Annotated in this window: 14 protein-coding genes; 11 read left to right on the top strand and 3 right to left on the bottom strand. The window is 71.9% G+C overall.

Features of this window, described 5'->3' with window-relative positions:
* Positions 1-26 precede the first annotated feature (26 nt).
* Positions 27-857 carry a putative RNA methyltransferase gene (locus EDF28_RS02195; protein ID WP_123937017.1) on the top strand — a complete coding sequence of 277 codons (831 nt, stop codon included), beginning with the start codon at positions 27-29 and terminating at the stop codon, positions 855-857.
* 16 nt (positions 858-873) lie between these two features.
* Here EDF28_RS02195 and EDF28_RS02190 read toward each other — a convergent pair whose 3' ends face one another.
* On the bottom strand, positions 874-1,299 hold the full coding sequence (locus tag EDF28_RS02190; protein WP_123937016.1) for a VOC family protein: 426 nt from the start codon (positions 1,297-1,299) through the stop codon (positions 874-876).
* Between the two features lie 62 nt (positions 1,300-1,361).
* On the opposite strand from EDF28_RS02190, the gene EDF28_RS02185 reads away from it, so the two are divergent.
* A complete protein-coding gene (locus EDF28_RS02185; protein WP_123937015.1) occupies positions 1,362-2,309 on the top strand; it encodes a YafY family protein in 948 nt (315 codons plus the stop codon).
* Positions 2,310-2,328: 19 nt separating this feature from the next.
* Here EDF28_RS02185 and EDF28_RS02180 read toward each other — a convergent pair whose 3' ends face one another.
* On the bottom strand, positions 2,329-2,679 hold the full coding sequence (locus EDF28_RS02180) for a hypothetical protein (protein WP_123937014.1): 351 nt from the start codon (positions 2,677-2,679) through the stop codon (positions 2,329-2,331).
* Positions 2,680-2,805: 126 nt separating this feature from the next.
* Between EDF28_RS02180 and EDF28_RS19105 the strand changes: the two genes are divergently transcribed.
* The 7 genes from EDF28_RS19105 to EDF28_RS02150 all read left to right on the top strand — a co-directional run bounded on the left by EDF28_RS19105 (position 2,806) and on the right by EDF28_RS02150 (position 10,744).
* Positions 2,806-2,943, top strand: coding sequence for a hypothetical protein (locus EDF28_RS19105; RefSeq protein ID WP_155896901.1), 138 nt, complete (start codon positions 2,806-2,808; stop codon positions 2,941-2,943).
* Positions 2,940-3,029 (top strand): potassium-transporting ATPase subunit F, encoded by a 90-nt coding sequence (locus EDF28_RS02175; RefSeq protein WP_017887940.1) that lies wholly within the window; start codon positions 2,940-2,942, stop codon positions 3,027-3,029. The genes EDF28_RS19105 and EDF28_RS02175 overlap by 4 nt, the downstream gene beginning before the upstream one ends.
* A gap of 8 nt (positions 3,030-3,037) precedes the next feature.
* Entirely contained in the window at positions 3,038-4,729 is a 1,692-nt protein-coding gene (gene kdpA / locus EDF28_RS02170; protein WP_123937013.1) for a potassium-transporting ATPase subunit KdpA, read from the top strand.
* Positions 4,726-6,819, top strand: coding sequence for a potassium-transporting ATPase subunit KdpB (gene kdpB / locus EDF28_RS02165; RefSeq protein WP_123937012.1), 2,094 nt, complete (start codon positions 4,726-4,728; stop codon positions 6,817-6,819). Before kdpA ends, kdpB begins: the two co-directional genes overlap by 4 nt.
* A 2-nt stretch (positions 6,820-6,821) precedes the next feature.
* A complete protein-coding gene (gene kdpC / locus EDF28_RS02160; protein WP_123937011.1) occupies positions 6,822-7,427 on the top strand; it encodes a potassium-transporting ATPase subunit KdpC in 606 nt (201 codons plus the stop codon).
* A gap of 126 nt (positions 7,428-7,553) precedes the next feature.
* Entirely contained in the window at positions 7,554-10,046 is a 2,493-nt protein-coding gene (locus tag EDF28_RS02155; RefSeq protein WP_123937010.1) for an ATP-binding protein, read from the top strand.
* On the top strand, positions 10,043-10,744 hold the full coding sequence (locus EDF28_RS02150; protein WP_123937009.1) for a response regulator: 702 nt from the start codon (positions 10,043-10,045) through the stop codon (positions 10,742-10,744). The genes EDF28_RS02155 and EDF28_RS02150 overlap by 4 nt, the downstream gene beginning before the upstream one ends.
* On the opposite strand, the gene EDF28_RS02145 is transcribed toward EDF28_RS02150, so the two are convergent.
* The gene (locus EDF28_RS02145) at positions 10,728-11,573 is read right to left on the bottom strand and encodes a LuxR C-terminal-related transcriptional regulator (RefSeq protein ID WP_111083538.1); all 846 of its coding nucleotides are present in this window, start codon (positions 11,571-11,573) and stop codon (positions 10,728-10,730) included. The two genes, EDF28_RS02150 and EDF28_RS02145, sit on opposite strands and share 17 nt — an antisense overlap.
* A gap of 111 nt (positions 11,574-11,684) precedes the next feature.
* Here EDF28_RS02145 and hxlB point away from each other — a divergent pair, with 111 nt between their 5' ends.
* Positions 11,685-12,248 (top strand): 6-phospho-3-hexuloisomerase, encoded by a 564-nt coding sequence (gene hxlB / locus EDF28_RS02140; RefSeq protein ID WP_111083824.1) that lies wholly within the window; start codon positions 11,685-11,687, stop codon positions 12,246-12,248.
* An 11-nt stretch (positions 12,249-12,259) separates the two neighbouring features.
* The gene (gene hxlA, locus EDF28_RS02135; protein WP_123937008.1) at positions 12,260-12,886 is read left to right on the top strand and encodes a 3-hexulose-6-phosphate synthase; all 627 of its coding nucleotides are present in this window, start codon (positions 12,260-12,262) and stop codon (positions 12,884-12,886) included.
* The last annotated feature ends 5 nt before the right edge of the window (positions 12,887-12,891 follow it).

The raw sequence follows: 12,891 nt of genomic DNA, 5'->3' as shown, positions 1-12,891 counted from the left end.
CTAGCGAGGCCCCGTACGCTGGGCCGGTGCGTGACGACCTGCTGCCGATGCTCGCCTGCCCCGTGTGCGCCGAGCCCCTCGGTCGGGTCGACGGCGGCCAGGTCGGCTGTGCGACCGGGCACCGGTTCGACGAGGCCAAGCAGGGCCACCTGACGCTCCTGCCGGCGAAGCGTCGGGCGCTCACCGCGGACACCCCGGAGATGGTCGACGCGCGGCTGCGGTTCCTGGGACGGGGCCACTACGCGCCTGTCGAGCGGGCGCTCGCCGACGTCGTCGCCGAGGCGACGGCCCCCGGAATCGTGCTCGACGTCGGGTCCGGTCCGGGGACCTACCTGGCGCATGCGCTGGACGCAGCGCACGTTCCGGACGGTGCGGACGGGAGGCTCGGGGTCGCGTTGGACCTGTCGGCGATCGCGATCCGCCGCGCGGCCCGCGTCCACGAACGTGCCGGAGCCGTCGTCGGGGACGTGACCGAGCGCCTCCCGGTCGTCGACCACGCTGCCGCCGTCGTCCTCGATGTCTTCGCACCGCGCAACCAGACCGAGTACGCCCGTGTCCTGCACCCCGAGGGCGTGCTGGTCGTCGTGACCCCGCGCACCGGCCACCTGGCGGAGCTGGCCGAGGCGACGATCTCCGTCGACCCGGAGAAGGAGCGCCGGTTGCACGAGTCGCTCACGCCGTCGTTCGTCCTGCGGTCCTCCGAGGACCTGACCTGGACGATGGACCTCTCCGCCGAGGACGTCCACGACGTCGTGCACATGGGGCCGAGCCACCACCACGTCGCACCGGACGCGGCGTTCGCCCCAGCGACGGTGACGGCCGCGGTCACCGTGTCGACGTGGACGCCGACGCGCTGACCGCGGCCACGGGGAACTACAGGTAGCGGTCGGCCGGGGCGACGTCGAGCTGCCAGACCACGCCGAACCGGTCGCGGAGCTGCCCGGCGAGTGGCGCCCAGGCCGAGGGAGCGAGGGGCTGCCGGATCTCGGCGCCGTCGGACAGCACGGCCCAGTACCGCTCGATCTCGGCGGTGTCGTCGCCGTGCACGAACACGTAGAACGCGTTCGATCCCTGGTCGTAGGGCTGCCCGGGCCAGACGTCGAAGGCCATGACCCGGAACCCGGCGTCGGTGGAGACCTGGCCGAAGACGATGCGGTCGGCCCAGGCCTGGTCGTCGAGGGCGCCCATCTGGCCGTAGGTGGCGGCGGTGACCTCGCCGCCGAAGACCGATGCGTAGAAGTCGAGGGCCTCGCGGGCATTGCCGTCGAAGTTGAGGTGGGGTGTCGTTTCGATGCTCATGGAACGAGGATGACCGGCAATGCGGTCAGATCGTGTCCGCTTCTCCGACGAGAATGCTCGACATGGCCGGACCCTCCTCGCGCATGCTCGCGCTGCTGTCACTGCTGCAGGTGCACCGCGACTGGCCGGGCGACGAGCTCGCCGGACGCCTCGAGGTCAGCCCCCGTACCGTGCGCCGTGACGTCGACCGGCTTCGCGAGCTCGGGTACCGGGTCGAGGCACTGCGCGGGCCCGCTGGCGGGTACCGGCTCGCAGCGGGCTCGGACCTGCCGCCGCTGCTGTTCGACGACGACCAGGCCGTGGCGATCGCGCTCGCCCTGACCGTCGCCCCCGCCTCGGGCGCGGACATCGCCGAGTCGGCCGCCCGGGCGCTTGCGACGATCCGGCAGGTCATGCCAGCGCGGCTCCGGTCGCGCATCGACGCGGTGCAGGCCGTGACCGCGACGAGCCGGACCACGACCGACCCGGACGTGCTCGTCGCGGTGAGCGAGGCCGTCCACCTGCGCGAGGTGTTCCGCTTCGGCTACGGCGAGCACGAGACCCCGCACCGGGTGGAAGCGCACGCCGTGATCGCGCGGAACGGCCGCTGGTACCTGCTCGACTGGGACCTCGACCGCGACGACTGGCGCACCCATCGCATCGACCGGATCACCCCGCGGATGCGTACGCGGGTGCCGTTCACCCCACGGCCCGTACCCGGTGGCGACCCCGTGGCCTTCGTGTCGGCGCGCTTCAAGGGATCGGCGCAGGCCGACGTGTGGCCGTGCGTCGGTTCGGTCACCATGACGGCCGCCGAGGCCCGGACGATCGCGCCCTACCTGCCCGAGGACGCCGTCGTCGAACCCCTGTCCGACGAGCGGAGTCGGGTGACGCTCGGCTCGTGGTCCTGGCCGGGGCTCGCCGGAGCGTTCGCGGGGTTCGCGGTCGACTTCGTCGTCGAGGGTCCCGAGGACCTCGCCCGCTCGGTTCGCGCGCTGTCCGCACGACTCAGCGCCTCGACCGCGGACTGAAGACGGACCCGTTCGGGCCTCAGACCGACGTGTCGACGAGCGCGCTGCCCGGGCCGAACACCATCGCGATCGGTGCCAGCAGGACGACCACGGCGCAGCAGACGGCGAGCGCCGCGCGCTTCCGCCCGCGCCCGCGCGACCACCCCACCAGTGCGAGGACGAGCGCCGCGATCGCGGCCAGCCACGGCACGAACGCCAGCGGCACGGCCCAGAACCACAGCAGGAGCTGCCGCTGCTCACCGAAGAGCCACAGCGGCCCGAAGACGACCGCCCACAGCGCACCGATCGACACCACGGCCGTGGTGAGCAGGCTCCCGGCCACGGCGGACGCCCTCGTTCCGGGGCGGGTCGGGGGAGCAGGGATCACCATGCTCCGATCGTAGGACGGCGAGCGCGCGTTAGCGGGGCGCATGCGTCCGCCAGGGCGGCGTGAGGAAACCGTTAGGAGCGCCCAGGAGGCCCGGCGCAGGACCCAGCATCGGTTCAGGCACCACACGTGGTGCCGTCCGCGTCGCCCGGCGCGGACACCGCAGACCTTCTGGAGTCCCTCGTGTTCGACGTGTTCGTCGTCGCCGGTGTCCTCGCCGTGTTCGGCGTGGTGGCACTGATCGCCAAGGGGGTGGAACGGCTGTGATCGGCATCACCATCGCGGCCGCCGTCCTCGGCATCGCCGCTGTCGTGTACCTCGTCTGGGCGCTCGTGCGTCCGGAGCGGTTCTAGTGGGCGCCGTGGGCGCGTCGGTCGCCGCGGACATCTGGGCGGGGATCGTCCAGGTCGCCACGCTCGTCCTGCTGCTCGTCGTCGCCTACCGGCCGCTCGGCGACTGGATGGCCCGTGTCTTCACGCCCGTCCGGCACAACCGGGTCGAGCGCGGGGTCTACCGGCTGATCGGGGTCGACCCGGACGCCGAGCAGTCGTGGCCCGTGTACCTGCGCGGCGTGCTGCTCTTCAGCGTCGTCGGCCTCCTGCTCGTCTACCTGCTGCAGCGCATCCAGGTCGTGCTGCCCGGCGACCTCGGGCTCCCTGCCGTCGGCCCGTCGCTCGCGTTCAACACCGCGGCGTCGTTCGTCGCGAACACGAACTGGCAGTCCTACTCGCCCGAGGTCACCGTCGGGTACAGCGTGCAGATGGCCGGCCTCGCGGTGCAGAACTTCCTGTCCGCAGCCGTCGGGCTCGCCGTCGCCGTGGCGCTGGTCCGCGGGTTCGCCCGGCGCAAGTCCGGCACGCTCGGCAACGTGTGGGTCGACGTCGTCCGCGGCGTCGGTCGGCTGCTGCTGCCCGGGGCGTTCGTCTTCGCGATCGTGCTCGTCGCCGGCGGCGTCATCCAGTCGTGGGGGAGCGGCACCGACGTCACCACGCTGGTCGGTGGCACGCAGCACCTGCCGGACGGGTTCGTGGCGTCGCAGGAGGCGATCAAGGAACTCGGCACGAACGGCGGTGGCTACTTCAACGCCAACTCGGCACACCCGTTCGAGAACCCGCAGGCGTGGACGAACCTCGTCGAGGTCTTCCTGATGCTCGTCATCCCGTTCTCGCTCCCGCGCACGTTCGGGCGGCTCGTCGGGGACGACCGCCAGGGCTACGCGATCCTCGCCGTGATGGGCGCGATCTTCCTCGTGTCCCTGTCGGTGATGTCGATCGCCGAGCTCAGTGGTGGGGGGCTCGCCACACACGCAGCCGGCGCCGCGATGGAGGGCAAGGAGACCCGGTTCGGGATCCTCGGCACCACGTTGTTCGGCACGACGTCGACCGCGACCTCGACCGGAGCGGTGAACGGCATGTTCGACAGCTTCACGCCGATCGGCGGGATGATGGCGATGCTCAACATGATGCTCGGCGAGGTCACCCCGGGCGGTGTCGGCTCCGGCCTGTACGGCATGCTCGTGCTCGCCGTCATCACGGTGTTCATCGGCGGGCTGCTCGTCGGCCGGACCCCGGAGTACCTCGGCAAGAAGATCCGCGCCAAGGAGATGACCTTCGCGGCGCTGTACATCCTGGTGACGCCGACCCTCGTGCTCCTCGCGACCGGACTCTCGCTCGTGATCCCCGGTGTCCGGGAACAGGTGCTCGGCACGTCGATCTTCAACCCCGGCAACCACGGACTGTCCGAACTGCTCTACGCCTTCACCTCGGGCGCGAACAACAACGGCTCGGCCTTCGGCGGGCTCACCGCGAACACCACGTGGATGAACTCCGCGCTCGGCGTCGTGATGCTGCTCGGCCGCTTCGTGCCGATGGTGTTCGTCCTGGCGCTCGCCGGGTCCCTCGCCGCCCAGGACCGCGTACCCGAGACCGCCGGCACGCTGCCCACCCACCGCCCGCTGTTCATCGGGCTGCTCGGCGGCGTCGCCGTCATCGTTACCGCACTCACCTACTTCCCGGTGCTCGCACTGGGCCCGCTCGCAGAAGGACTGTCATGACCGTGACCACCGAGCCGGAACCGCGCACCGCAGTGGAGCCGGCCACCCGCTCGTCCGCATTCGGACCCCGTCAACTGGTGGCGGGCCTCCCGGGAGCCCTGCGGAAACTCGATCCGCGACTGATGTGGCGGAACCCCGTCATGTTCATCGTCGAGGTCGGCGCAGCCCTGACGACGGCGGCCGCCGTCGTCGAGCCGTCCGCGTTCACCATCGCCATCGCGGTGTGGCTGTGGCTCACCGTCGTCTTCGCGAACCTGGCGGAGTCCGTCGCCGAGGGCCGTGGGAAAGCGCAGGCCGACACGCTGCGGAAGACCCGCTCGACCACGAGCGCCCGACGGGTGCTCGGCTACGACCCGGCCGACGCAGCGGCCGTCGGCAACGCGACCGAGGAGGTCGCGTCGGTCGACCTGGCCAAGGGTGATGTGGTGGTCGTCGTCGCCGGCGAGGTGATCCCCGGTGACGGTGACGTCATCGACGGCATCGCGTCCGTCGACGAGTCGGCCGTCACGGGGGAGTCCGCACCGGTCATCCGCGAGTCCGGCGGCGACCGCAGTGCCGTCACCGGCGGCACCCGGGTGCTGTCCGACCGGATCATCGTGCGCATCACCTCGACCCCTGGTGAGACCTTCATCGACCGGATGATCCGCCTCGTCGAGGGTGCGGCCCGGCAGAAGACGCCGAACGAGATCGCGCTGAACATCCTGCTCGCCTCGCTGTCGATCGTCTTCGTGATCGTCTGCCTGACGATGCAGCCCATTGCGGGACTCGTCGGTGCCACGGTCAGCGTCCCCGTCCTGATCGCACTGCTCGTCTGCCTGATCCCGACCACCATCGGGGCCCTGCTCTCCGCGATCGGCATCGCCGGCATGGACCGGCTCGTGCAGCACAACGTGCTCGCGATGTCGGGCCGCGCGGTCGAGGCCGCCGGCGACATCACCACCCTGCTGCTCGACAAGACCGGCACGATCACGTACGGCAACCGTCGGGCGTCCCGCGTGGTGCCGGTGCCGGGCGTGAGCGAGGCCTCGCTGATGGCGGCAGCAGCCCTGTCGAGCGCGGCGGACTCGACGCCCGAAGGCCGCTCGATCGTGTCGCTCGCTGCCGAGGCCGGGGTCACGCCGGCTCTGCCGGACGGCGCCGTCGAGGTGCCGTTCACGGCGCAGACGCGCATGTCCGGCCTGGACCTGCCGGACGGGTCGCAGATCCGGAAGGGTGCCGCTGCGGCCGTGCTGGCCTGGGCCGACACCCCCGACGCCGGTTTGGTTGCCGCGATCGACTCCACCGTCGCGGAGATCTCCGACCAGGGCGGCACCCCACTGGTCGTCGGCCGCCGCTCCTCGGACGGCGCGGTCGCCCTGCTCGGCGTCGTGCACCTGAAGGACGTCGTCAAGGACGGCATGGCGTCACGGTTCGCCGAGCTCCGGTCGATGGGCATCCGCACGGTGATGATCACCGGTGACAACCCCCGCACCGCGGCCGCGATCGCGGACGAGGCCGGCGTCGACGACTTCCTGGCCGAGGCCACCCCGGAGGACAAGCTCGCGTACATCAAGCGCGAGCAGGAGGGCGGCAACCTCGTCGCGATGACCGGGGACGGCACCAACGACGCCCCGGCCCTGGCGCAGGCCGACGTCGGCGTCGCGATGAACACCGGCACGACGGCGGCGAAGGAGGCGGGCAACATGGTCGACCTCGACTCCGACCCGACCAAGCTCATCGACGTCGTCCGGATCGGCAAGCAGCTGCTCATCACCCGCGGGGCCCTCACCACCTTCTCCATCGCCAACGACGTCGCGAAGTACTTCGCGATCATCCCGGCGATGTTCCAGGCGGCGTTCCCCGGGCTCGCGGCGCTCAACATCATGGGCCTGCACAGCCCGTCGTCCGCGATCCTGTCCGCCGTCGTCTTCAACGCGCTCGTCATCGTGGCGCTCATCCCGCTGTCACTGCGCGGCGTCAAGTACCGCGCCGCCGCAGCGTCGTCGATCCTCGGCCGCAACCTGCTCGTCTACGGGCTCGGCGGCGTGATCGTCCCCTTCATCGGCATCAAACTGATCGACCTCGTGGTCGGTCTCATCCCGGGGTTCTAGTCATGGCATCTGCACGTTCCACAGTCCGTTCCGCTGGTGTGGCCATCCGCCTCACCCTGCTCGCCACCGTCGTGCTCGGCGTCGGCTACCCGCTCGCCGTCTGGGGCGTCGGCCAGGGGGTGTTCCACGAGCAGGCCAACGGCTCGGAGGTCACCGATTCGTCCGGCGCCGTCGTGGGGTCCTCCCTCATCGGGCAGTCGTTCTCCGGCAAGCAGGCGGATCGCTGGTTCCAGTCGCGGCCCTCCGCAGCTGGCGAGGACGGCTACGACGCCGGGGCCTCGTCCGGCTCGAACCTCGGACCGAACAACCCGGACCTGCTCAAGGCCGTCAAGGAGCGGCAGGGGGCACTGGCGAAGGCCGACGGGGTCTCGGAGGCGGACGTCCCCGCCGACGCGGTCACCGCCTCGGGTTCGGGCCTCGACCCGGACATCAGCCCCGCGTACGCGTCGCAGCAGGTCGTGCGGGTGGCGGCGGCGCGGGGCGTGTCCGAGGACACGGTGCGGCAGTTGGTCGCATCGCACACCGAGTCGCGTCAGCTCGGGTTCCTCGGCGAACCCGTCGTGAACGTGCTGGCCCTGAACCTCGCGCTGGCGAAGGCGTCCTCGTGATCGATCGCGCCCCGCGGTGGTCATCGCGCCCCGACTCACCGGGGCGCGATGACCACACAGGGGCGCGATCCCGCCCTGCGCCCGGCTTCGCACCCGCTGCGGAACTCGACGCGAGAGGATGAGCACGTGAAGCGCGGCAAGCTACGGGTCCTGCTCGGTGCCGCACCGGGCGTCGGCAAGACGTTCACCATGCTCGAGGAGGGCCGCCGGCTGCTCGACGAGGGCCGGGACGTCGTGGTGGCCGTCGTCGAGACGCACGAACGGGCCGCCACCGCCGCGCTCGTCGACGGCCTCGAGGTCGTCCCGCGCCGCACCGTGGACCACCGCGGTGTGGAGCTCGACGACCTGGACCTCGACGCGGTGCTCCGGCGAGCGCCCGAGGTCGCCCTCGTCGACGAACTCGCGCACACGAACGCTCCCGGCAGTCCGAACGAGAAGCGCTGGCAGGACGTCGAAGCGCTGCGGGCCGCCGGCATCGACGTCATCTCGACGGTCAACGTGCAGCACATGCAGTCCCTCGGTGACGTGGTCCGCGAGATCACGGGCACCGTGCAGCGCGAGACCGTCCCCGACGCCGTGGTGCGCGCGGCCGACCAGATCGAGGTCGTCGACCTGGCACCGGCCGCCTTGCGCGAGCGGCTCTCCGACGGGCTCGTGTACCCGGCTGCCCGGATCGATGCGGCCCTGTCGAACTACTTCCGGCTCGGGAACCTGACGGCGTTGCGCGAGATCGCGCTGCTCTGGCTGGCGGACGAGGTCGACGACGCGCTCAAGGCCTACCGCGCCGAGCACGGCATCGAGCACCGGTGGGAGACCCGTGAGCGCGTGCTGGTCGCCCTGACCGGCGGCCCCGAGGGCGAGACCCTGCTGCGCCGAGGGGCCCGCATCGCTGCCCGCAGTGCCGGGGGCGAACTCGCGGCCGTGCACGTGACGACGAACGACGGCCTGCGCGAGCGGCACCCGGGGGCGCTCGGTGCCCAGCGCACCCTGCTCGAACAGCTCGGCGGGACGTACCACCAGGTGGTCGGCGACGACGTGCCGTCGACCCTCGTGCGGTTCGCGCGGTCGATCGACGCGACCCAGATCGTCATCGGCGTCAGCCGTCGCAGTCGGCTCGCCGCGGCCCTGACTGGCCCGGGCATCGGCAACACCGTGATCCGTGAGTCCGGCGACATCGACGTGCACGTCGTCACGCACGAGCGCGCCGGTGGTGGCTTCGCCCTGCCGAAGCTCGGCGGCAGTCTGTCCCGCGGACGGGTCCTCGCCGCGTTCGTGCTCTCGGTCCTGGTCGGGCCCCTGCTCACCTGGGTCCTGTCGATCGGCAGCGACCCCGACGCCATCACCGTGGACGTCCTGGCGTACCAGTTGCTGGTGCTCGTCGTGGCGCTCGTCGGCGGGATGTGGCCGGCGGTGTTCACGGCGGTGCTGTCCGGACTGAGCCTCGACTTCTTCTTCGTCCAACCCCTGCACATGGTCACGGTGCAGCAGCCGTGGCACCTCTTCGCCCTGGTCATGTACGTCATCAGTGCCGTGCTCGTCAGCTTCGTGGTCGACCGGTCCGCCAGACGTTCGCGTGCCGCCCGTCGCGCCGCGGCGGAGTCGGGTCTGCTGATGGGGATCGCCGGCAGCGTCCTCCGCGGCGACGACGCCCTGCAGGCCCTGCTCGACCGCACCCGCGAGGCCTTCGGGTTCGCCGGCGTCCGGATCCGGCAGGGGAACGAGGAGCCGGCCACGTCGGGGACGTTCGGCGAATCGCCGGACGCGTCCACGAGCCTCCCGTCCGGTGCCGTGCTCGAGTTCGCGGGCGCTCCGGACGACCCGACCCAGCGCCGGTTGCTGCGCGTCGTCGAGCAGCAGCTCGACGCCGCGGTCGAACACCGCTCGTTGACGCGCACCGCGCTGGACGCGGAGCGGATCGCGGCGGCGGACCGCGTCCGCAGCGCGATCCTCGCGGCCGTCGGCCACGACGTGCGGCGGCCGATCGCGGCCGCCTCGGCCGCCGTCCAGTCGTTGCGTGCGCTGGACGTCGACCTGTCCAGGGCCGACCGGGAGGCACTGCTCGCGACCGCCGACGAGAGCCTCGGTCAGCTGGCGGTGCTGTTGGCAGACCTGCTGGACGTCAGTCGTGTGCAGGCGGGTGTGCTCGCGGTCGCGTCCGGGCCGCTGGCCCTCGACACCGTGGTCGCACCGGCGCTCGACGAGCTCGAGCTCGGGCCCGACGACGTCGACCTCGACCTGCCGGCGGACCTGCCGCCGGTGCTCGCCGACCCGGTCCTGCTGCAGCGGGTCGTCGTGAACCTGCTCGCGAACGCCGTCCGCTACGCACCCGACGGCACCCGCGTGCGCGTCGCGGCGAGCGCCTTCGGAGGCGGGGTCGAGCTCCGGATCGCCGACCACGGTCCGGGGATCCCGTCGGACCGGGTCGACGAGGTCTTCCAGCCGTTCCAACGGCTCGGCGACACCGACAACGAGACGGGCCTCGGGCTCGGTCTCGCACTCGCGCGGGGCTTCACCGAGGGCATGGGCGGCACGATCGAGGTCGACGACACCCCGGGTGGTGGGCTCACCGTCGTGGTGCGGCTGCCGATCGCCGGGCACGTGGGAGTGGAGCTCCGGTGAAGGTCCTGATCGCGGACGACGACGCGCAACTCGTCCGAGCGCTCTCCGTCACGCTCGCTGCCCGCGGGTACGAGGTCGTGACGGCGAAGGACGGGCGCGCGGCGATCGACGCCGTCATCACCGAACGGCCCGACCTGGTGCTGCTCGACCTGGGCATGCCCCGACTCGACGGGATCGGGGTGCTCGAGGGCATCCGGGGGTGGTCGCAGGTGCCGGTGCTCGTGCTGTCCGGCCGGACCGACTCGTCAGACAAGGTCGACGCACTCGACGCCGGCGCGGACGACTACGTGACGAAGCCGTTCCAGATGGACGAGCTGCTGGCGCGGTTGCGAGCCCTCGGACGACGCCGTGCCCCGGCCGGCGTCGACAGCGCGCCGACGATCCGGATCGGCGACCTCGTCGTGGACCTCGTCGCGAAGCAGGTCACCCCGGCCAGCGGTCCCGCGATCCGGCTGACCCCGACGGAGTGGCGCCTGCTCGAGGTGCTCGTCACGAACCCCGACCGGCTGATGACCCGCGAGATGCTCCTGACCGAGGTGTGGGGGCCCTCGCACGGCAACGACTCCGGGTACCTGCGGCTGTACATGGCGCAGCTGCGGCGGAAGCTCGAGCCCGACTCGGCGACCCCGCGGTACCTGGTCACCGAGTCCGGCATGGGCTACCGCTTCAGCCCCTCCGGGGTCACGCCCGGGAACTGAAGGCGGCGAGCTCGGCACGGGTGCGGGCCCCGTGCTTCCGGAGCAGGTTCGCCACGTGGTACTTCACGGTGTTGACGCTGATGCCCAGGCCCTCGGCGATCTCGCGGTTGCCGACGCCCGTCGCGAGCAGCCGCAGCACGTCGCGCTCCCGCGGGGTGAGGTCGTCGTCCGCGACCGAGTCCACCTCGGTCGGCGAGGGGTCGAGGGGCAGCGAGATGTCGAGGACCGAGCCCCAGTCCGGCGTGCTCGACACCTGGACGCGGCCGTCGAGGGTGACGACCCGTTCTGCGATCGGCCGCATGGCGTCGTCGTGCACGTCGAGGGTGCCGGAGCCGTCGTCGCGGAGCTGCATGAGCAGGTTCCGGCCGTCGCAGTCCCACTGGATGCGGACCCGCTTGGCCGCACCACCGTCGACCAGGGCGAGCACGGCGGTCCGGACGATGGCGCGGGCCGCGTGGGCGACGTCGCCCGGCAGTGCGCGGCCGGTGGTCGGCGGCTCGACGAACTGCACGTCGAGGTCGCCGAACCGGACGAGCGGGCGCAGGTCGGCTCGGAGGCGCGAGAACGCCCCGGTGACCGGCTCCAGCAGGGTGCTGCGCTGGTGGTCGGTCTCGGTGCGCAGGTCGACGAGTGCTGCCGACGCGATCTCGACGGCCTCGGCCCGCGCGGCGGCGTCCGACACCCGTGGTGACCGGAGCACGGCGAGCACGGACTCGAGGGTGAGCGCCTGACGGTCCGCCTGCTCGGCGACGGTCCGGGCGTGCTCCGAGGCGGCGAGCCGACTGGCGGGCTCGCCACGGGCCTCCCGGTCGGGTGCGATGGCGTCCATGGGAGCCGAACCTACCTGTCCCACCCGTGCGGACGGGGCCACCCGATCGGGTGGGATGCCTGCCGACGCGGGTAGCGGTGCGGCGGGCCGCGCGACGGCATGCTCGTGGACATGGCAGAACCCACCGTCCCCGCAGCGTTCGACGTGATCGTGCGTGAGGTCACCGACCTCGCCGCGAACATCGACGGTGCGTCGGCTGAGCGCGCTCTCGACCTGATCGACCGCTCCCACCGTGTCTTCGTGCACGGTGCCGGCCGTTCCGGACTCGCGCTGCGCATGACCGCGATGCGGCTCATGCACCTCGGTCGCGACGTCCACGTCGTCGGCGAGGTCACCACGCCCGCGATCCGGCCCGGGGACGTGCTCCTCGTCGCGAGCGGTTCCGGCACGACCACCGGCATCGTGCAGGCCGCCCGCACCGCGCACGACGTCGGCGCGTCCGTCGTCGCCCTGTCGACCACCGACGACTCCCCGTTGTCCGAGGTCGCGGACGTCACCCTCGTGCTGCCGGCAGCGACGAAGACCGACCGCTCCGGCACGGCCTCGGCGCAGTACGCCGGCAGCCTCTTCGAGCAGGCCGTCGCCCTGGTCGGCGACGCCCTGTTCCACACGCTCTGGTCCCGCGGCGGGCAGTCCGCCGACGACCTCTGGCCCCGACACGCAAACCTCGAATGAAAGGCATCCACATGCAGCTCCAGTTCGCCATGGACACCCTGACCACCGAAGCCGCCCTCGAACTCGCCGCCGCGGCCGCGCCGCACGTCGACGTCCTCGAGCTCGGCACGCCCCTGATCAAGAGCGCCGGCCTGTCCGCCGTCACCGCGATCAAGGAAGCCCACCCGGACAAGATCGTGTTCGCGGACCTCAAGACGATGGACGCCGGTGAGCTCGAGGCCGACATCGCCTTCTCGGCCGGTGCCGACCTGGTCACCGTCCTCGGTGTCGCCGGCGACTCGACGATCGTCGGCGCCGTCAAGGCCGCGAAGAAGCACGGCAAGGGCATCGTCGTCGACCTGATCGGCGTCTCCGACAAGGCCGCCCGTGCCCGCGAGGCCGTTGCGCTCGGCGCCGAGTTCGTCGAGGTGCACGCCGGGCTCGACGAGCAGGCGGAAGAGGGCTTCACGTTCTCAACACTGCTCGACGCCGGCAAGGAGTCGGGTGTGCCGTTCTCGATCGCCGGCGGCGTGAACGCGTCCTCCGTCGCCTCGGTGCAGGAGGCCGGTGCCCGGATCGCCGTCGCCGGCAGCGCGATCTACAGCGCGTCGGACGTCGGCGCAGCAGCCGCCGAGATCCGCGCCGCGATCACTGCGTAGCGCCC

This window comes from Curtobacterium sp. PhB137 (assembly GCF_003814955.1).
Taxonomy (GTDB): domain Bacteria; phylum Actinomycetota; class Actinomycetes; order Actinomycetales; family Microbacteriaceae; genus Curtobacterium.
Note: the sequence above shows the minus strand (reverse complement) of the source record. Positions and strands in the feature narration are given on the sequence as shown.